This window comes from Deltaproteobacteria bacterium, assembly GCA_009692615.1.
GTDB lineage: Bacteria > Desulfobacterota > Binatia > UBA9968 > UBA9968 > DP-20.
Window position 1 is genome coordinate 1 of the sequence record SHYW01000094.1, and the last position, 20,422, is coordinate 20,422.

General features: G+C 56.6%; 16 protein-coding genes. 2 read left to right on the forward strand and 14 right to left on the reverse strand.

Going from position 1 to position 20,422, the window contains the following annotated elements; translation table 11 throughout:
- Positions 1 to 655 precede the first annotated feature (655 nt).
- The 9 genes from EXR70_19205 to EXR70_19245 all read right to left on the reverse strand — a co-directional run bounded on the left by EXR70_19205 (position 656) and on the right by EXR70_19245 (position 11,063).
- The gene (locus tag EXR70_19205) at positions 656 to 2,083 is read right to left on the reverse strand and encodes an amidophosphoribosyltransferase (protein MSP40621.1); all 1,428 of its coding nucleotides are present in this window, start codon (positions 2,081 to 2,083) and stop codon (positions 656 to 658) included.
- 157 nt (positions 2,084 to 2,240) lie between these two features.
- The gene (gene purL / locus EXR70_19210; GenBank protein MSP40622.1) at positions 2,241 to 4,475 is read right to left on the reverse strand and encodes a phosphoribosylformylglycinamidine synthase subunit PurL; all 2,235 of its coding nucleotides are present in this window, start codon (positions 4,473 to 4,475) and stop codon (positions 2,241 to 2,243) included.
- Positions 4,468 to 5,178, reverse strand: coding sequence for a phosphoribosylformylglycinamidine synthase subunit PurQ (gene purQ / locus EXR70_19215; GenBank protein ID MSP40623.1), 711 nt, complete (start codon positions 5,176 to 5,178; stop codon positions 4,468 to 4,470). Before purQ ends, purL begins: the two co-directional genes overlap by 8 nt.
- A gap of 53 nt (positions 5,179 to 5,231) precedes the next feature.
- On the reverse strand, positions 5,232 to 5,480 hold the full coding sequence (purS, locus tag EXR70_19220) for a phosphoribosylformylglycinamidine synthase subunit PurS (GenBank protein ID MSP40624.1): 249 nt from the start codon (positions 5,478 to 5,480) through the stop codon (positions 5,232 to 5,234).
- 25 nt (positions 5,481 to 5,505) lie between these two features.
- Positions 5,506 to 6,798: an adenylosuccinate lyase gene (locus tag EXR70_19225; protein MSP40625.1), complete on the reverse strand. Its 1,293-nt coding sequence runs from the start codon at positions 6,796 to 6,798 to the stop codon at positions 5,506 to 5,508.
- A gap of 53 nt (positions 6,799 to 6,851) precedes the next feature.
- Positions 6,852 to 7,319: a dUTP diphosphatase gene (locus EXR70_19230; protein ID MSP40626.1), complete on the reverse strand. Its 468-nt coding sequence runs from the start codon at positions 7,317 to 7,319 to the stop codon at positions 6,852 to 6,854.
- Between the two features lie 25 nt (positions 7,320 to 7,344).
- Positions 7,345 to 8,619, reverse strand: a complete 1,275-nt coding sequence (locus EXR70_19235) for an insulinase family protein (protein ID MSP40627.1) — start codon at positions 8,617 to 8,619, stop codon at positions 7,345 to 7,347.
- 15 nt (positions 8,620 to 8,634) lie between these two features.
- A complete protein-coding gene (gene pnp, locus EXR70_19240; protein MSP40628.1) occupies positions 8,635 to 10,740 on the reverse strand; it encodes a polyribonucleotide nucleotidyltransferase in 2,106 nt (701 codons plus the stop codon).
- Positions 10,741 to 10,793: 53 nt separating this feature from the next.
- Positions 10,794 to 11,063, reverse strand: coding sequence for a 30S ribosomal protein S15 (locus tag EXR70_19245; protein ID MSP40629.1), 270 nt, complete (start codon positions 11,061 to 11,063; stop codon positions 10,794 to 10,796).
- Between the two features lie 178 nt (positions 11,064 to 11,241).
- On the opposite strand from EXR70_19245, the gene EXR70_19250 reads away from it, so the two are divergent.
- Positions 11,242 to 11,856: a TIGR02281 family clan AA aspartic protease gene (locus EXR70_19250; protein MSP40630.1), complete on the forward strand. Its 615-nt coding sequence runs from the start codon at positions 11,242 to 11,244 to the stop codon at positions 11,854 to 11,856.
- A 377-nt stretch (positions 11,857 to 12,233) separates the two neighbouring features.
- On the opposite strand, the gene EXR70_19255 is transcribed toward EXR70_19250, so the two are convergent.
- Positions 12,234 to 13,589, reverse strand: a complete 1,356-nt coding sequence (locus tag EXR70_19255; GenBank protein ID MSP40631.1) for a TldD/PmbA family protein — start codon at positions 13,587 to 13,589, stop codon at positions 12,234 to 12,236.
- 100 nt (positions 13,590 to 13,689) lie between these two features.
- A complete protein-coding gene (tldD, locus tag EXR70_19260; GenBank protein ID MSP40632.1) occupies positions 13,690 to 15,135 on the reverse strand; it encodes a metalloprotease TldD in 1,446 nt (481 codons plus the stop codon).
- 169 nt (positions 15,136 to 15,304) lie between these two features.
- On the opposite strand from tldD, the gene EXR70_19265 reads away from it, so the two are divergent.
- Entirely contained in the window at positions 15,305 to 16,372 is a 1,068-nt protein-coding gene (locus EXR70_19265; protein MSP40633.1) for a hypothetical protein, read from the forward strand.
- A gap of 339 nt (positions 16,373 to 16,711) precedes the next feature.
- Here the strand turns inward: EXR70_19265 and EXR70_19270 are convergent, their stop codons facing one another.
- The 3 genes from EXR70_19270 to EXR70_19280 form a co-directional block, all read right to left on the reverse strand.
- Positions 16,712 to 17,176 carry a DUF192 domain-containing protein gene (locus EXR70_19270; GenBank protein MSP40634.1) on the reverse strand — a complete coding sequence of 155 codons (465 nt, stop codon included), beginning with the start codon at positions 17,174 to 17,176 and terminating at the stop codon, positions 16,712 to 16,714.
- A complete protein-coding gene (locus EXR70_19275; GenBank protein ID MSP40635.1) occupies positions 17,173 to 19,170 on the reverse strand; it encodes a (Fe-S)-binding protein in 1,998 nt (665 codons plus the stop codon). The genes EXR70_19270 and EXR70_19275 overlap by 4 nt, the downstream gene beginning before the upstream one ends.
- Positions 19,171 to 19,369: 199 nt before the next feature.
- Positions 19,370 to 20,149 (reverse strand): IclR family transcriptional regulator, encoded by a 780-nt coding sequence (locus EXR70_19280; GenBank protein ID MSP40636.1) that lies wholly within the window; start codon positions 20,147 to 20,149, stop codon positions 19,370 to 19,372.
- Positions 20,150 to 20,422: the final 273 nt, after the last annotated feature.

The following is a 20,422-nucleotide window of genomic DNA, read 5'->3' on the forward strand; positions in this document are numbered from 1 at the left end:
TGTTGGCAGCTGGTGATGAGGGTTAGAACAACAGTCACGACAATCTTTCCCGTTCGCGAAAGCGAAAATCCGATTGATGACATCCCGAAGTCATCTTATTTGTCCTGATCGGAAAGTTGCGAAGGTTACTAGCGCGTCCGACGGAAGATTGTGACCCATTGCGGTTGTGAGGGCCACGAGGGTCATGAGGGCCACGAGGGTCAGACTTTTACGTCCCGACTTTGTTGCCATTGAATTCGTTCGTCATCGAATCAAGATCGGCCTGCCACATATCGATTTCTACTCCTCATGCAAACGAACTTACAACAAGCGCATGACGTATCGGTTCACGTCGAAAAAGATTTTTTGATATCCGAGGTCGCGATTACTGCTATGCGGCATTCAAATCGTTCCAGCCGTTCAATGGTTCGACAAGCTCACCATGACCGGCTCGGTCTTCCGCTCGTCCTGAGATCGTCGAAGGATGCGCTCCGCTCAAATCGTTCAACTGCGCGGTAACAACTCAGCGGAAATTAGCGTCACTCTACTGAAATCAGCGCCGATCTGACAAGGGGGCGAACTTTCCTGCAAAAAAAAACACGATCACGGACGTTATCGTGTTCGCTTCTTGAACTTTTTCGAGAGCGAAAATGATTTCGCGTAAGCTTGCACCGCGCTACCGGTTCATCGCGTCGAACAGATGCAGTTGGCGGGTGTGGCCTTCGTCTTCGAAGTGGACGGGGTAGTTACCGGTGAAGCAGGCGTCGCAGAAACCTTTTTTCTGGCCGTCGAAGTAAGTGTACATGCCCTCTTGGGATAAATAAGCGAGCGTGTCGGCTTCGACGAAGCGACGGATTTCGTCTTCCGTATTGTTCGCCGCGATCAGCTCGGTGCGGGTCGGCGTGTCGATGCCGTAGTAGCACGGCCCGATGGTCGCCGGCGAACTGACGCGCAGGTGCACTTCGGTGGCGCCGGCGTCGCGCAACATGCGGATGATCTTTCGGCTGGTGGTGCCGCGCACGATGGAGTCGTCGACGACGATGACGCGCTTGCCCTTGAGCACGTCGCGCTGGGCGTTGAGTTTGATTTTAACGCCGAAGTTGCGAATGGTCTGCTGCGGCTCGATGAACGTGCGGCCGACGTAGTGGTTGCGGATCAAGCCGAACTCGAGGGGAATTTTCGACTCTTCGGCGAAACCCATGGCGGCCGGCACACCGGAATCCGGCACCGGCGTCACCAAATCGGCGTCCACCGGACTCTCCCGCGCCAACTGGCGGCCGAGCGCTTTGCGCACGCGATAAACATTGTGGCCGAACAGATTGCTGTCCGGGCGGGCGAAATAAATATATTCGAAGATGCATTTGGCATGAGGCGTCGGCGGAAACGGTTTCAGCGATTCCACCGAGCCGTCGGCGCCGATTGTCACAATTTCTCCCGGCTCCACATCGCGCACGTACTCCGCTTCGATCAGATCGAGGGCGCAGGTTTCAGAAGCGAAGACATAGGCGCCGCGATTTTTGCCTTCGGGAAACCGGCCTAACACCAGCGGGCGAAAACCGTAGGGATCGCGCGCGGCGATCAGTTTATCGAGGGTCAAAAACAGCAACGAATAGGCGCCGCGGCAGCGCCCCAGAGCTTCGACGATCCGCCCCATCAACGTCGACTCCTTCGACGTGGCGATCAAATGCACGATCACTTCGGTGTCGGTGGTGGATTGAAATATCGATCCCGACAGTTCCAACTCCTCGCGCAGCAACGCACCATTGACCAAGTTGCCGTTGTGCGAGATCGCGATCGGACCTTGGGAATATTCAACGACGAAGGGTTGGGCGTTTTTGAGATGACTCTGGCCCGTGGTCGAATAGCGGTTGTGGCCGATGGCGCTGCGCCCTTCGAGCCGCTTGATCACGTCTTCCTTGAACGCGTCGGCGACCAAGCCCATCTTGCGATGCGAGATCAGCCCTTTGCCGTCCGAAGTGACAATGCCGCAAGATTCCTGGCCGCGATGCTGCAAGGCGTAGAGGCCGAGATAGACCATGTTGGCCGCCTCGGGGTGGCCGTACACGCCCATCACCGCGCACTCATCGTGAAATTTATCGGACATCGTCAGTTTTCGCGATCCATTGCTGTGAGGGCAACCACAGGGGGCTGCCCCTACAAATCCGTTTCCTTTTTTGCGTACTTTGCGGTTAACACTCCGAATCCGAATCTTCTTCTTACTTTGTGAACCTTGTGCTCTTTGTCGTGAATTCTTTGCCGAACTATTTGAGCCGAGCCGTCAGCCCATTAGACCAGATTGCCTTGAGTTCTTCTACCGCGATCTGCAGCAACGGCTGAATCGTCAGACGCGCGCCGCCCACAGTCCCGATCACCTGCAGCGGCACATGGCGGCGCTCGGCGATCTCTTTCAGGCCGTCGACGTTGGCTTCCTTGAGCGACACAACGATGCGCGATTGCGACTCGCTGAACAGCAATGCATCGCCGCGAATCATTTCCTGGGTCTCGATGCGCACGCCTAACGGCTTGTCCGGTCCGCCGACACAGCACTCGGCCAACGCCACGGCCAAACCGCCGTCGGACACATCATGGGCCGAGCGCAACAGCGACCCGTCGATCGCTTCGAGACAGCAGTTCTGCACCGCCAGCTCGAGTTTCAAATCGATCCATGGCGGGGTGCCTTTAGTTAGACCGTGCAGCGATTTTAAATATTCGCTGCCGCCCAACTCGTCGCGGGTACGGCCGAGTAGAACGACCACATCGCCGGTGGTTTTGAACCAAGGCGTCACCACTTTGCTAACTTTATCTAAAATGCCGACCATGCCGACGGTCGGCGTCGGGTGGATCGGCACGCCGTCGGTCTCGTTGTAAAAACTGACGTTGCCGCTCACCACCGGAACGTTGAGCGCGATGCAGGCGTCGCGCATGCCTTGAATCACTTCGGCGAACTGCCACATGACCGCGGGATTTTCCGGGCTGCCGAAGTTCAAACAATCGGTCAAGCCCACCGGCCGCGCGCCGACGCAGGCGAGATTACGCGCCGCTTCGGCCACCGCCAGTACGCCGCCGACGTAGGGATCGAGATAGCAGTAGCGGCTATTGCCATCGACGGTCAAAGCCAAGCCCTTGGCGCTGCCCTTGATGCGGATCACCGCGGCATCGGCGCCGGAAGCGACCACAGTGTTGGTGCGCACGAACTGATCGTACTGGCGATAGATCCACTCCTTCGAAGCGATGTTGGGCGAAGCTAAAAGCTGTTTGAACGCGGCGGTGAGATCCTTCGGTTCCTTGATCGCCGCGCCGTCGAGATGTTGCAGCTGATCCTGCGCCGCCGGCCGCGCCGCCGGCCGCTGATAAACCGGCGCTTCTTTGGTCAGCGCGGCGATGGGAATCCGTGCCACCTCTTCGCCATGCCAGCGGCAGCGAAATTGCTGATCGTCGGTCACATGGCCGACGACAACGGCATCGAGATCCCATTTGTCGAAAATCTCTTTGATCTTTTCTTCGCAACCCGGCTTGGCCACCAAGAGCATGCGCTCTTGCGATTCCGAGAGGAGAATTTCATAGGGCGTCATGCCGTTTTCGCGCATCGGCACAAGGTTGAGATCGAGCTCGATGCCGCAGCCGCCTCGTCCCGCCATTTCGGTGGAAGAACTCGTCAAGCCGGCGGCACCCATGTCTTGGATGCCGATGATGTAGTCGTGGTCGAACAACTCCAAGCAAGCTTCGAGCAATAATTTTTCTGTGAACGGATCGCCCACCTGCACCGTCGGCCGGCGTTGTTCTTTTTCCTCCGAGAACGATTCCGACGCCATGGTGGCGCCGTGAATGCCGTCGCGGCCGGTCTTGGAGCCGACATACATGACGGCATTACCGACGCCCTGGGCGAGACCGGTGACGATTTTTTTCTTATCGACTAAACCGAGGGTGAAAGCATTGACCAAAATATTGGCGTTGTAGCATTCGTCGAAATAACATTCCCCGCCCACCGTCGGCACACCGATACAGTTGCCGTAACCGCCGATGCCCGAGACCACGCCGGAAACCAAATAGCGCGTGCGCGGATGATCGATGGCGCCGAAGCGCAGCGAGTTGAGCGACGCGATGGGCCGGGCGCCCATGGTGAAAATATCGCGCAGGATACCGCCCACGCCGGTGGCGGCGCCTTGATAGGGCTCGATAAACGACGGATGGTTGTGGCTTTCCATTTTGAAAGCCACGGCGAGACCGTCGCCAATGTCGACCACACCGGCGTTCTCACCCGGCCCCTGTAAAACATAAGGCCCTTCAGTGGGCAAATTTTTCAAATAGACCCGCGAACTCTTGTAGCTGCAATGTTCCGACCACATGACCGAAAACACGCCGAGCTCGGTGAAGTTGGGCGCCTGGCCGAGAATGCCCACGACTTTTCCATACTCGTCGGGCGCGAGACCGTGGCTCGCCACCAGTTCCGGAGTCACTTCCGGTTGGACTAATTTTTTGCTCGGCGCCTCAGCCATGCCGCTTGGCCCTTTCGGCGCACGCCGCCGCGATGGAGGTGAAGATCTTCGCGCCGTCGTCGCTGCCGAGCATTTTATTGCAAGCGTCTTCCGGATGGGGCATCAAGCCGAAGACATTGCGCCGCTCATTGCAAATGCCGGCGATGTTCTCCAACGAGCCGTTGGGATTGGCCGGCGCTGTGGGTTTGCCTTTGGCGTCGACGTAGCGCAAAAGAATCTGGCGATTCTTGCGCAGCCGTTCCAAGGTCGGCTCATCGGCAAAGTAACAGCCCTCGCCATGTTTGATCGGAATCTGCAGCAGCTGATTTTTTTTAATGGCGCCGGTAAACGGCGTGTCGGTTTCTTCGACGCGCAGATGCACCGTCTGGCAGATGAATTGAAGTCCGGCATTGCGCACCAACGCGCCGGGCAGCAAACCGGACTCGCAAAGAATCTGAAAGCCGTTGCAAATGCCCAGCACCAGGCCGCCGCTCTCGGCGAACTTCACCACGCCGCGCATCACCGGCGAGAAGCGCGCCATGGCGCCGCAGCGCAGGTAATCGCCGTAGGAAAAGCCGCCGGGCAAGACCAGACAATCGAAGTCGCCCTGCAATTCGTCTTTGTGCCATAACGGCGTGACGGTTTGACGTAAATCGCCGCGCAACGAATCGACCACGTCTTGGTCGTCGCAAGAACCGGGAAAAGTGATGACACCCCAATGCATAAGTCGTAATGAGCGTTGAGTAACGAGTGCTGAGCTGGAGAAACTTATCGTTCTCAGGACTCCGGACTGATTTCAAACCGGTAGTCTTCAATCACCGTGTTAGTTAAAAGCTTATCACACATCTCGCGGATGCGAAGCTCCGCGGCTTGGCGCGACGGCGCTTCGACATCGAGTTCTAGATATTTTCCGACACGCACTTCTTTTGCTTCTGAGTAGCCGAGCGTGTGCAGCGAGCGTTCGATGGCTTTGCCCTGGGGATCGAGCACGCCGTGTTTCAGCGAGACAAATATTTTCACACGCATATGGGTAACCTTCGTGACTGGAGAATTATTTGAACGCTCGGCGAAAAATAAAATCGACGTTGGTCAAATGGTGCTTGACGCCCCAGATCGCGTCAATTTCTTTGGGCGCGAGATAGCGGCGAATTTCTCCGTCATTGAGGAGCTCGCGCTTCATGTCGCCGCCTTCCTTGCCGACTTTCAAAGCGTGGCGCTGGACCATGCGGTAGGCAACATCCCGTGAGATGCCCTTGGCGACCAGGGCGAGCAAAACTTTTTCCGAGAATACCGTGCCGCCGCTTTTTTCTAAGTTGCGCTTCATGTTGTCGGGATAGACGCACAGATTGCCCAAGACATAAGTCATGCGCCGCAACATGAAGTCCAACGCGATGGTCGCGTCCGGCGCGATGACTCTTTCGACGGAAGAATGGCTGATGTCGCGCTCATGCCAGAGCGGCACGTTTTCCATGGCGGCCATCGCATAGGAACGCATCAGCCGGGCCAAACCGGAAACATTTTCGGATAAAATCGGATTGCGCTTGTGCGGCATCGCCGACGAACCTTTTTGTCCCGCGGTAAACGGCTCTTCGGCTTCCTGCACTTCGGTGCGCTGCAAGTGGCGCACTTCGACGGCGAACTTTTCCAATGAGCTGGCAATGATCGCCAAGGTCGCGAAGTAAAAAGCGTGGCGGTCGCGCTGAATGATCTGATTGGAAACCAACGCCGGCTTAAGACCGGCTTTACGGCAAACGTAGGCTTCCACTTTCGGCGAGATCTGCGCGAAGGTGCCCACCGCGCCGGAAATCTGCCCGACGCAAATGTCGTCGACGGCCTTTTCGAAGCGCGACAAATTGCGCGCCATCTCTTGATACCAAAGCGCTAGTTTTAAGCCGAATGTGATCGGTTCGGCGTGGACGCCATGGGTGCGGCCGATCTGCACGGTCCATTTGTACTTGCGCGCCTGGCGGCGCAGCGCCTGCATGAGATTTTTAAGATCTTGGGTGATGATCGCCGAGGCTTCTTTGAATTGTATCGCCAGCGCCGTGTCCATGACATCCGAAGAGGTCATGCCGACGTGCAGGTAGCGCGCGTCGTCGCCGATGAACTCGGCGACGGAACTTAGAAACGCGATGATCTCATGCTTGACCTCGGCTTCGATGGCGCGAATGCGCTTGACGTCGAAGCGCGCTTTCTTGCGAATCCGCGCGATCGCGGCCTTGGGAACTTTGCCGAGCGTCGCCAACCCTTCGGCGGCGAGGATTTCCACCTCGAGCCATTTTTGAAAACTATTTTCCTCGGACCAAATGCGGCCCATCTCCGGACGAGTGTAACGCGCGATCATAAAATGAAATAGATATCGAATCGCTCAGCGGGTCAAGGGATGCAAATAATTTTCTATGTTTTTTTTTGCGCGTTGTCGGTGTGGCCGAAGCCGCCCTCTTGGCGCGTGGTCGTAGACAGCTCGTCAACTTCTTGCCACTGGGCGCGTAGCACCCGCTGCAAAACCATCTGCGCGATACGCTGGCCGCGCTCAATGACGATCAGCTCGCTGCCGAGATTGATGGCGATGATCTGAATCTCGCCGCGGTAGTCCGAATCGATGGTGCCGGGAGTATTGACTAGTGTGAAACCTTGCTTCAAGGCCAAGCCGCTGCGCGGCCGGATCTGCGCTTCGAAGCCGATCGGCAGGGCAATGGCGATACCGGTGGGAATCAAAGTGCGGGCCATGGGCGCCAACACGACGTCACTTTCAATGTCGGCGCAAAGATCGAGCCCCGCCGCCCCTTCGGTCATGTACGCCGGCAGATCGAGCGCGGCTGGGCCCGGCCGCATCCGTTTGATCTGCACGCGTATCTGTTCCACGGAGTCGCCAGAGAATAATTTAAAGTTAATGAGTCGAATTGAGACTGCTGATTTTGAAGCCGTCTTTGAAATCGCCGAGCAGCGTCAAAGTCATCGCTTCGGGATGAAACAAACTGTCGGCCAAGTGCACGACATCGTCGCGCGTCACGGCGCGGATGCGCTGGCAGATTTCCTCGGTGGTCACCGACTTGCCGTAATAGATTTCGTTGCGCGCGATGTGGCTCATCCATGAATCGGTGGATTCCAAGCCGAGCATCATGCTGCCGACCAATTGGCCGCGCGTGCGCGCCAACTCGGCTTCGGTAATTTCACCGGCGGCCATTTTTTTGAGTTCTTTCACCACCAGCTCGACGACTTCTTCGGCCGACTCGACGCTGGTGCCGGCGTAGACGCCGAGATAACCGACGTCTTTGTAGGACGACGAAAAAGAATAGACCGAATAGGCCTTGCCGCGCTTCTCGCGAATCTCCTGAAACAAGCGCGAGCTCATGCCGCCGCCGAGCAAGGTATTTAGCACATAGGCTGGATAGCGCCGGGGATCGCCCTGGGCGACGCCGGCCATGCCCAAACAGAGATGAACTTGTTCGAGATCTTTCGAATGGGGAAATACGCCGCTCGCCATCTCCGGCGCGGTTTCGCCTTCGAGAGGCGCAGTTGACGCATCTTTGGCGTCGACCACCGAACCCAAGCGCGCGGTCATCTCCTTGACCAAATCGTCGTGGCGAAAATTGCCCGCGGCGGAAACCACCACCCGGCGCGGCCGGTAACGGGTTTTGAAAAAATCGACGAAGTCGGCGCGCTGAAAACTATTGACCGTCTCGAGCCTGCCGCAAATCGGCCGGGCGATGGGATGATCTTTGAAGAAATCGACGCTGAACAGATCGTGAACGTAATCGTCAGGAGTGTCTTCAGCCTGGGATATCTCTTGCAGAATCACCGAGCGCTCGCGCTCGATCTCCTCGGCATCGAACTGCGAATGGAGAAAAATATCGCTCAACAGGTCGATCGCCAGCGGCAAGTCTTCATCGAGGACTTTGGCGTAATAACAGGTTTGTTCTTTGGAAGTGAATGCGTTCAAAACGCCGCCGACGGCGTCCATCTGTTCGGCGATCTCGGCGGCGCTGCGCCGCTCGGTGCCTTTGAAAAGTAGATGCTCAATGAAGTGGGAGATGCCGTTTTGCGGCGCGCTCTCGTGGCGCGAGCCGTTCTCCACCCAGATACCGAGGCTCACCGAGCGATGATCGGTCATCTCACGTGAAACCACGCGGATGCCGTTGTCCAGAGTCGTCTTGGCGAACATCGTGATAAGTCGCCCTTACGCCTGGGGCGCGCCGTCTTGACTATCTTGCAGCGCTTCCTTGCGGCTCAAGCGAATCTTACCCTGCTTGTCGATCTCTAAAACCTTGACCATCACCTCGTCGCCCTCTTTGAGGATGTCGGTTACCTTGTTCACCCGTCCGGCGGCGAGCTGAGAAATATGCACCAAGCCGTCGGTGCCAGGCATGATTTCGACGAAGGCGCCGAACTCCATGATCTTGCGCACGGTGCCTTTATAGATGCGGCCGATCTCCGGCTCCGCGATGATGTTCTGAACCATTTCGATGGCCCTTTGCGATGCCGCGGAGTCGGCCGAAGCGATGGTCACGCTGCCGTCGTCTTCGACGTCCATCTTGACGCCGGTCGCTTCGATGATGCCGCGGATCACTTTGCCGCCGGGGCCGATGATTTCGCGAATCTTCTCCGGCTTGACATGAATCGTTATGATGCGCGGCGCATGACCGGAAACATTGCTGCGCCCTGCGGTCAACGTCTGGTTCATGATGCCGAGAATATGCATGCGGCCTTCTTTGGCCTGATGCAGCGCTTGCTCCATGACCTGGCGCGTGACGCCGCTGATTTTGATATCCATCTGCAGCGACGTGACGCCCGCCGCGGTACCGGCGACTTTGAAATCCATGTCGCCCAAATGATCCTCGTCGCCGAGAATATCCGAAAGCACGCGCACCGCCTCGCCTTCCTTGATCAAACCCATGGCGATACCGGCGACCGGCGCGGACACCGGCACGCCGGCATCCATCATCGCCAACGAACCGCCGCACACACTCGCCATCGAGGTCGAACCGTTGGATTCTAAAATTTCCGAAACCAAGCGAATGGTGTAAGGAAAGCCTCCATCCGTCGGCAGAACCGGAATCAACGCGCGCTCGGCCAAATTGCCATGGCCGATTTCACGCCGGCCGGGGCCGCGCAGAAACTTTACTTCACCAACGCTGAACGGCGGGAAGTTATAATGAAGCATGAATTTTTTGAAATGCTCGCCGACCAAAGCATCGACGCGCTGTTCGTCGGAAGCGGTGCCGAGGGTGGCAACGACCAACGCTTGAGTCTCGCCGCGGGTAAACAGCGCCGAGCCGTGGGTGCGCGGCAATACTTCAACTTCGCAGCTGATCGGCCGGATGTCTTTCAAGCCGCGGCCGTCGATGCGCCGCTCTTGATGAATCACCAAACCGCGAAAAACCTTCTTCTTAAGCTCCTCGAAGGCGCCTTTGATATCCTTCTGCTTGTCGGGAAATTCCGACAGCGCCTGGGGCACCACTTCGCTTTTCAATTCGGCGATGCGTTTGTAGCGTTCGAGTTTTTCCGGCACATCGAGGGCCTGTTTGAGTTTGGCCGAGGCCAGCTCTTCGACGCGGCGGACGATGTCGTGATTGAGTTCGGCCAACGGCACATGGCGCTTGGGCTTGCCCAGCGCCTGGCGCAACTCTTCTTGGGCTCTTAGCAACGGCTGGATCGCATCGTGGCCGGCGAACAAGGCTTCGAGAATTTCCGCTTCGGGAACGATCTGGGCGCCGCCTTCGACCATGACGATGGCGTCTTTGCTGCCGGAAAGGAAAATATCGACATCGCTATCGCCCAACTGGCTCTGGGTCGGATTCATCACCCACTTGCCATCGATGCGGCCGATGCGCACGCCGGCCAACGGGCCATTGAATGGAATATCGGAGATATGGAGAGCGACCGATGTGCCAAGCATGGCGACCACATCGGGGTCGTTCTCTTTGTCGGCGGACAGCACCGTGGCGATCACTTGAGTCTCGCAGCGCAGCCCGTCGGCAAACAACGGCCGAATCGATCTATCGATCAGCCGGCAGGTAAGAATTTCTTTTTCCGAAGGGCGCCCTTCACGCTTGAAGAACCCACCGGGTATCTTACCGGCAGCGAAGGATTTTTCCTGGTAGTCGACAGTGAGCGGAAAGAAATCCGCCTCCATCTTCAAATCTTTGGCGGCCACTGCGGTTACCAAAACCACCGTCTCGCCATAGGTTACCAGCGCGGCGCCATCGGCCTGTTTCGCCAACCGTCCAACTTCGATGGACAAGGGTCGACCGTGAAAATCTATTTCGACTTTCTTCATCATAATAATCCTCTGCAGGATTGACGGAGCTGTGGAAACCGCTGGCCGGCTGGGATGGGCTATTTACGTATTCCGAGTCGTTGGATCAGATTTTGGTAGCGCTCGACACTGATAACGCGCAGGTAATCCAAAAGCCTTCTCCTCTGCCCTACGAGCATCAGGAGGCCACGACGAGAATGGTGATCCTTAACATGAACCTTGAAGTGCTCGGTGAGGTGTTCGATACGCTGACTTAACAAGGCAACTTGCACTTCGGGAGAGCCGGTGTCCGTTTGATGAACCCTGAACTGCTCGACCACGTTTTGTTTCTGCTGTTCAGCAATTCCCATAATCTCCGCTCTGCTTCTCTCTTTCGTTTTTAGTTACAGAGTTTCTAGCACACGGTTAACACCTTGTAAAGCATGCCGCGGTTCATTGATTGACAGATGGCCATGCCGTCAATCGAGCAAACCGGTCGCTGAAAACTCGCTATCGTCATCAGCACGGAAGTGTTAAACTGATTTCATCGTGAAATTGTCACCCGCTGTTCTCGCATCCATCTTGACGTTCTTCGTCATCGGCGTTGGCCTCCAGCCGCTTAGCGCGGCCGAATACTACCGCTGGATCGACGACAACGGCGTGCTCCACATCACCGACAATCTCCACGACGTGCCGCCCAAGCAGCGCGAAGGCGCCAACCGGATAATTGCCAAAGACAGCCCCCGCGCGCCTGCGCCCGAAGTCAAAGCAGCGCCGCGCAAAGCCTCCATCCCGTTTGCAAGAAACGGTAACGTCGTCATCGTTCCAGTGACCTTAAACAATCGCCAGACCGTCAACTTAGTGGTCGACACCGGCGCCAGCTACACGCTGATTTCTCAATCCCTGGCGCGCGATCTCGACATCGACCTAACCCGCAACCGCAAGACCATGCCCTTTCACACCGCCAATGGCGTAGTCGAAGCGCCGTTGACGACGATCGACTCGATCACCGTCGGCGGCATGGAGATCAAGAATCTCACCGCCGCCGTCCACGATGCCACCCCGGATATTCATGCCTCCGGCCTTTTAGGTTTGAATTTTTTGAGCAACTTCCGTATGGACATCGACACGCAAAAAGGGCTGCTGCATTTGGAAAAGAAATAGCCGGCGGCTGCGAAATCTCCCCGAAACAAAACCGTTACCGCTTGAGTCTCGACCATTCAGCCTTGCAGGATGCGCCGTGCGCACCGTTTGGGTATGTTGGGTATGGGGTCAGACATAACAATGGATTCTGCTGAAAAACCCCCTACTCGCGAAAATTCGGGAAGAACAAAATCATTGACCGTGTCGAGAACGTTGATCGCGGGGCATGCATTTGTAAGCGAAAATTTTTGGCATCAATTTTCGCGGAAGACTTTTTTAGCAGAATCACAATCTGTATAATCTTCGCGTAATCCCGGGAACACAATACTAATTTTTTCGGTTGCGCGATGGTGGCCAAATTTGACACCTGAAAAATCACCCGTTTGGACGACCGCGCCCTACTCCCCCGCAATCGTCATACGCGAGATCTTCACCGTCGGCGCGGCGACGCGGCCGCGCAGGTCGAGGTCGTTGCCGACCATTTCGATGTTGTTGAACATGTCTTTCAAGTTGCCGGCGATGGTGATCTCTTCGACGGGAAAAGCCAGCTCGCCGTTTTCGATCCACATTCCCGCGGCGCCGCGGGAGTAGTCGCCGGTGACCATGTTGACGCCGGAGCCGATCATCTCGGTGACGTAGAGTCCCGACTTAACCGACGCGATGATTTGCTCCGCGGAATTTTTTCCCGGCAGCAAATAGAAATTCGCCGGCGACACTCCCGGCGCATCGCCAACCGAACGCGAAGCGTTGCCGGTGGAAGCCATGCCGAGTTTTTTACCGCTGTAGGTGTCGAGCAGATAGGTTTTCAGCTCGCCTTTTTCGACCACGCTCTTTTTTCTGATCGGCAACCCTTCGCCGTCGAAGGGGCGCGAGCCCAGTGCGCCGGGAATCGTGCCGTCATCTATGACGTTGAGCAGATCCGAGCCGATCTTGGCGCCTAACTTGCCGGCCAAAAACGACGCGCCTTTGTAGAGCGAGTAGCCGGAGATCGCCGACGCCAAACTGCGCAGCAGCGACGCCGCCATCTCGGCATCGAAGATCACCGGCGCCTCGCAGGTTTTCACCTTGCGACCACCGAGCCGACGCAGGGCGCGCTGGGCGGCTTTCTCGCCGACATGTTTGGACGATTCCAACTTTGCGAATTTACGATTGGACGAATACCAATAGTCGCGCTGCATGGCGCCATTCTGCTGCGCTACCGGCGACACCGAATGGCCGAAGGTCGAGCCCGAGTATTCACCGGCGAAGCCGTGGCTCGTGACGTAAATCACCCGGCCGAATTGATTGGAGAACTCGGCGCCTTCGGAGTTGCCGATACGCGGGTCGAAGGCCAGGGCATTTTTTTCCGTCTCTAAAGCGATCTGAATTTTGTCATCGACGGAAATTTTTCGCGCACCGTCGTCGATCAAATCCATATCCGGCAGCTCGCGCGCCAACAGCTCCGCCGAAGGCAAACCGCTCACTGGATCTTGCGCCGTGGCGTGGGCCATCTTGACGGTGTCGTCGACCAGTTTTTCCAACGACTTTTTCGAAATGTCCGAAGTAGACGCCGTCGCCGAGCTATTGGCGAAAAACAATCTCACGCCCAAGCGCTTCTCGCCCGCCTGGCTGATTTTTTCCACCTCGCCCATGCGCACGGTGACGAAAAACGAATCGCTCTCCGCCATCACCACATCGCCCGACGACGCGCCTTTGTTCTTCGCCATGGCGAGAACTTCGCGCCCCAACTCTTCACTCAGTTGCAATCGTTCCATTCGATCCTCAATTTCGAGTTACGGGTTTCGGCTTTCTTGTTTCATGTTCGGAAAATTCCGATCAACTCGAAACTCGAAACGCAAAAACCGAAACGCATCATCACGCCGCTGTTCCACCCACCGTCAAGCCGTCGATTTTAATCGTCGGTAGTCCGACGCCCACCGGCACCGATTGACCGTCCTTGCCGCAGGTGCCGACGCCTTCGTCAAGTTTCAAATCGCCGCCGACCATCGAGACGCGCGTCAACACGTCGGGGCCGTTGCCGATCAAGGTCGCGCCTTTCACCGGCCGGGTCACATGACCGTCTTCGATCAGGTAAGCTTCGCTGGCGGAAAAGACGAACTTGCCGCTGGTGATATCGACTTGGCCGCCGCCGAATGAGACGGCGTACAAGCCTTTTTTCACCGAGCGCAAAATGTCTTCCGGCGCCGACTGGCCGGCGAGCATGAACGTATTGGTCATGCGCGGCATGGGAATATGCGCGTAGCTTTCGCGCCGGCCGTTGCCGGTGGGCGTCATCTTCATCAAGCCGGCGTTGAGCTTGTCTTGCAGATAACCTTTGAGAATGCCGTTCTCGATCAGCACCGTGCGGCCGGTCGGCGTGCCTTCGTCGTCGACGTTGATCGACCCGCGCCGCGACGGGATCGTGCCGTCGTCAATCACCGTGCAAAGTTCCGAAGCGACTTTCTGACCGATGCGATCGGAAAAAGCCGAAGTCTTCTTGCGGTTGAAGTCGCCTTCCAGGCCGTGGCCGATCGCTTCATGGAGAAGAATTCCCGGCCAGCCCGGACCGAGCACCACATCCATCGTCCCCGCCGGCGCGTCCACCGCACTCAAGTTGAGCACCGCTTGGCGCACCGCCTCGCGCGCGTAGCGCTCGTAATCTTTGTGGTCGACAAAAAATCCGAACTCGACCCGGCCGCCGCCACCAAAGCTGCCGATTTGACGGTTGCCGTTTTCCTCGACGATGCAGGTAACGTTCAAGCGCGTCAGCGGCTGAATATCGCCGACCACCATGCCCTGAGAATTCGCCACCAGCATGACTTTGTACTCGGCGCCGATGGAGGCAAAAACATTTTTGATGCGCGAATCGAGCGCGCGGGTGAATTTGTCAATCTCATAAAGTAGCGCGACTTTTTCTTCCAATGGAACGTCGTTGACCGGCGTCTTGATCGGATAGAGATCGTGGCTGTCGGCGCGCGGCTGGCCCACCGGCGCGGGCACTTGCGACGGCCGATTTTGGGCAATGTAGCGCGCCGTGCGTGCGGCGATTTCAAGATTTTCAATCGTGATGTCGTCGGTGTAGGCGTAACCGGTTTTGGCCTCGGCGAGCACGCGCACGCCGACGCCGTTGGAGGTTGACTGAGAACAGCTCTTGACCAACCCCTCTTCCAAACTGACGCCTTCGTTACGGCGATATTCGAAGAATAGGTCGGCGTAGTCAGCCTTCTGACCCAAGGCCGCGTCGATGACCTTGTCCAGGTCGCCTGTGTGAATGCCGAAATTGTCGGTGAAAAATGCCGCGGGCAGATTGTCTTGTGCCATAACGCCCCCCCCTCGAACGATTTCTACCACATCTAGCCGACGCGATTAAGGGGAATTATCGATTTCTACTCGTGCGGCGCGCAGAATTCGTCAATCGTAACGATTTACTGTTGATCGTTTGACACTGTTGGGCTAAAATCGCTTCATCAATTTGAGCAGGAAGAAGGCCATGGCACATAAAAAAATCGTTCACATCGTCGGCACTGGCACCATCGGAGAGCCACTCGTCGGAATTCTCTCCACCTTCAAGGAGCAGTTTGGCATCGACGAAGTGACCTTCCACAAGCGCACACCGCTGCTCACCGACCGCTCCAAGGTCATGGTCTCGTGCCGCCAGGGTGCCAAGCTCGCCGTCGATAAAGAACGCTGGCAGAAATTTGTCGAGATGGGCATGGAGCCGGCCTTCGAGGCCGAAGAAGCGATCGAGCGCGCCAGCGTGATCATCGACTGCACACCGGTGGGCAATCAGAATAAAGAAAAAATCTACAACCGCTACGCCGACAACGGCCGCTGCTTTATCGCCCAGGGCAGTGAAGACGGCTTCGGCAAGAAGTACGCCCGCGGCATCAACGACAAAGCGCTGGTAAAAGGCGAAGACAAATTTATCCAGGTAGTCAGCTGCAACACCCACAACCTGGCAGTGTTGATCGACACCATCGCGCTAGGTCCAGAAAAAGAAGACAACCTCGCCGAAAGCCGCTTTGTCTGCATGCGCCGAGCCAACGATTTAAGCCAAGAAGGCGATTTCATTCCGGCGCCGGAGGCCGGCAAACACGATGACGCCCGTTACGGCACACACCAAGGCCACGACGCCCACGCTTTGTTCAAGACCATCGGACTAGACTTGAATATTTTTTCCTCGGCTTTGAAGCTCAACACGCAGTACATGCACACGATTCATTTTAATCTAAGACTGCGCCGCGCCATCGACAAAGAGGAGTTGATGCGCCGCTTCCAATCGACGCGCCGCGTGGCGATGACCAATAAGGCATCGTCGGCATCGGTATTTTCCTTCGGCCGCGACCATGGATTGTTTGGCAGGATTTTGAATCAAACGGTGGTCGTCGCCCAGAGCCTGGCGATCCATAACGACAAGGAAATCATCGGCACTTGCTTCACGCCCCAGGACGGCAATTCGCTGTTGAGCAGCATCGCGGCTACTTTATGGTTTATGTACCCGGATTCTTACGAAGAGAAATTAGCGCCGGTCAGGCCGTACTTTTTTAGCGAGATCTAAGGCGCGATTCCAAGCGCGAACCCAGGGATCGAAGCGCCAGCTTCGGTCCCTTTTTTTTGGATTTTTATTTGCGCCCTTTACGGTTGGAATTCCCGAACTGGGCCGGTCGCGACCGGCCCCTACACTGTGATCTCTGTACTACAATCCGTGATAGTTTGCGCGGCTTGCAAAAATTTTGCTTGTAGCCGATCCGAAGGGCGACCAGCCGGTCGCCCCTACATGCCTTTTGCGTACTTTGCGTTCTTTGCGGTTAAATAATCCGAGTCCGAGTCCAGTCTTTAGTTGCGGCTTTGCCGCCTAGGTTCTCTGTGGTGAAAACTCTCCCCACAGCAAACTGGATTACTCTCTGACGTTTTGTTGCGGGATCTCTTCGAAGCGCACCCTATCGCCGGTTTTGATGCCGTGGCGTTTGGCCAGACCGCCATTGATCTCCAAGACAAACTGGCTGGGCGCATTCACCCCGCGCGGCTCCAAGGAAAAAGGTTGGGTCTGCTCGACGATACCGACGATCTTACGCTCGCGATCGATGAAGATCATGTCCAACGGCAGCGGCGTATTCTTCATCCAAAACGACTGCGGGGATTCACCAGGAAAAAGAAAAATCATGCCGCGGTCGGCGGCCAGATCTTTACGGTACTGCAGACCCATCTCGCGCTTGGACGGCGTATCGGCGATCTCAACCTGAAACGCCACGACGCCAGTCTTGGTCGAGATGGAAACCTTCGGTTCGGCTTGGCAAGCGCTCACGCTACCCAGCATGGCAAAAAACAGGCTCACGAACAAAGCGTGGCGGCACATGATCATTTAAGCAAATTCCGAGCGACAATTTCGGCGATGTCCAAAACTTCCATGGCGACCTCGGGCTCTTCCTTGGCGGTCTCTTCGGTGAGCATGCGCATGCAGAACGGACATCCCGTGGCAACGGTCTTGGCGCCGGTCTGCTTGAGTTCGCGATAACGGTTGGTGCTGACCCGCTCCGTGCCTTTTTCTTCGTCCTTCCAGAACTGTCCGCCGCCGGCGCCGCAACAGAAACTATTTTTTCGATTGCGCTCGGGCTCGGTGAGTTTGGCGCCGGTGGCTTGGATCAAGCCGCGCGGCTCGTCGAAGATGCCGTTATGCCGGCCGAGGTAACAAGGATCGTGATAGGTGATCGAATCTTGGCCGTCGCCTTTGAGTTTGAGCTTGCCGGCCTTGACCAACTCGTCGATGAAATCGCTATGATGCTTGACGACATAATTACCGCCAAACTGCGGATACTCGTTGCCGATAGTGTGAAAACAGTGCGGGCAAGTCGTGACGATGGTCTTGGGCTTGATGTCGTTCAGCACGGCGATGTTTTCTTCGGCCATCTGGACGAATAAATATTCATTGCCGGTGCGCCGCGCCGTGTCGCCGGTGCATTTTTCTTCTTTGCCGATCACCGCCCAATTGATTTTCGCCGCGGTGAACAGCTCGGCCATGCTGCGGGCGATTTTTTGCGCCCGCGGATCGAAGGCCACCGCGCAGCCGACCCAGTAGAGCACTTCGGGATCGGGATTTTCCGCCAACGTCGGTACGGCAAACGGCAAACCTTTAGTCCAAGCGACACGTTCGTCGGTCGTCATGCCCCATGGGTTGCCGGCGCGCTCCATATGGTTGTAGGCATTTTGCAAACCTTTGGGAAATTCCGCGGCGCCGAGCACTCGTTCGCGGCGCACATCAATGATGTGCAGCATCTGTTCGTTGCCCACCGGACAGACTTCGATGCAGGCATTGCAGGTCGTACAGGCCCACGCCGATTCTTCGTTGAGGGCGAAGTCGAGCAGCGGCCGCGGACTGGCCTCACCGGCGGCGAAGCTCGGAAAAATCTTGTTGAGCTCGTAGCGTTCGTTGATGATCATCGCCGCGGGACTGAGCGCCTTGCCGGTGTTCGCCGCCGGACAAACATCCTGACAACGATTGCACATGATGCAGCTGTAAGAGTCCAACAAACGCGGCCAGCCGAAATCTTCGAGCTTGGCGGCGCCAAAGACTTCTTCTTTCTCGAAATCCATCGGCTGCAGCACGCCGGGCTTGTCCTTTTTCAATGCCAAATTGATCGGCGCGAGGAAAATATGAATATGCTTGGAGCGCGGAAAGTACGGCAAGAAAAGTAAAATCGATCCGAGCGCGCCCCACCAGAAAAAATGATTGAGCAGTTCCAACGACGCAGGCGAAGCAGCGGTGAATAATACCGCGAAGGCCGAACTCACCGGCTGGAAGCCGTCGCTCCCCTGCTGAGCGACTTGGGTCGCTTTGAACATGAGCCGGCAGCCGACATGAAAAAGGATGAAGCTGGCGACGAACGTCGAGTCGCGAAAAATCCCGCCGCGCACTTCCGGCTCGACGGGAGTGTTGTCGGCAAAGGCGAAGTCTTTGGGACGAATCAGCAGGCGGCGCGCCAACATGGCGACGATGCCGGTGAGCACGCCGAGGGTCAGCAGATCGGCAACGACGTTGAATAGGTTCCAAGCACCGCCGCGCGCATGGAGGCCAAAAAAACCTTCGAGCACGTCGACGAGATTGACCAAAAAATAAAAAACGAAACCGTAGAAGATCAGCGCGTGGAAAAACGAAATCAGCGGCCGCGCCTTGAACACCGACTGCTGGGTGAGCACGATCCACAAAGCTTGGCGAATCCGTTTGGGCAGATCGTCGAAGCGCGCGTCCGGTTTGCCGCGGGCGATGGCGCGGTAAACGTCGTAGAGTTTCCTGCCGCCGAAATAGCCCGAGCCCGCGGCCAACAGCACGAACAAAATCTTTTCCAGGGTTGTCAACATAGCGACCGCATGGACCTCCGTTTAACTCCCTTCATACCGTCGCTGGAAGTAGTCTGTCAAAAGAATTGTCGAATGGATTCGCTGACTGGCCAGGATTCCCGCGCCGCCGCGCACACCACAGATCGTCGATACTCTAACCTTGTCAATTCGCGCTGGCCGATCGATCGTCAGTAACCGCCACGCCGGCGCGATTCACTCCCTAAGGGTAAAACCCCAATCGGCGCGAAAGTTCGCTGCCGGCTTTGATCAGCGCCGGCGCGATCTCGCTGTGAATCGTCTCTTCCGTGAGACGATGGCTCGGACCGACCACCGCCAAGGTTCCCACCAGCGACCTCGTGTAATCGCGGATCGGCACCGCCACGCCATTGACATCTTCGGTAAACTCGCCGCATTCCACAGCATAGCCCGACTCGCCGATCTTGCTCATCTGTTCGCGCAACAAATTGCGGTCGACAATCGTTTTGTCGGTGTAACGATCGAGAGATTCGGGAAGCTTGGCGCCGGTGCTGCCTTCGGCCTCGAACAACAATTGCGCCTTGCCCGCCGCCGTGCAGTGTGCCGGCAGCACGGTGCCGAGAAACGAAACCACCCGCACTGGCCGCGCCGGCTCGACAAAGTCGAGGGGGATAATCGCGTTACCTTTACGCACCGCGACATAGGCGCTCTCTTTGGTCGACTTCGATAACTCTTCGAGAATCGCTCGGGACTGCAACAGCAGACCCATCTGGTGAATAAAAGTTTGCCCCAACTGCAAACATTTCAAACCCAGGCGATAATTTTCGCTAATCTTGTTTTGCTCGATATAGCCGCGTGCTTCCAGCGTCGCGAGCAAACGAAAGACATTGTTCTTGTGCAGCTTTAACCGCTTGCTCAACTCAGTGACGCCGATCTCGTCGACATTGGCGTAAAACTGTTCCAACACGTCGAAAGCGTGGGAAACCGATTGTATGACATAATTGGATTTTTCCCGCCGAACCATACTTCCTCCCGAGACTCTATTGCTGCTAACGTAAAGCCATTATTCAATCGAGAAATATTACTAGTCCAAAAAAGCGGCTTAATCTAACCCAGGCCGATTCGCTTGTCAATTCACCATTTCGATTCGTGTTGTAGCAAAGTGATTATGTCAGGGGTTAACGGCAACGTAATTATGTCAGGGTGGAAGGATGACAACCCTGACAATGAAAGACGAGAAACGACTAGACGTAATTCAACGAGTATATCGCAGCGAGATCACCGTGGTTGAGGCCGC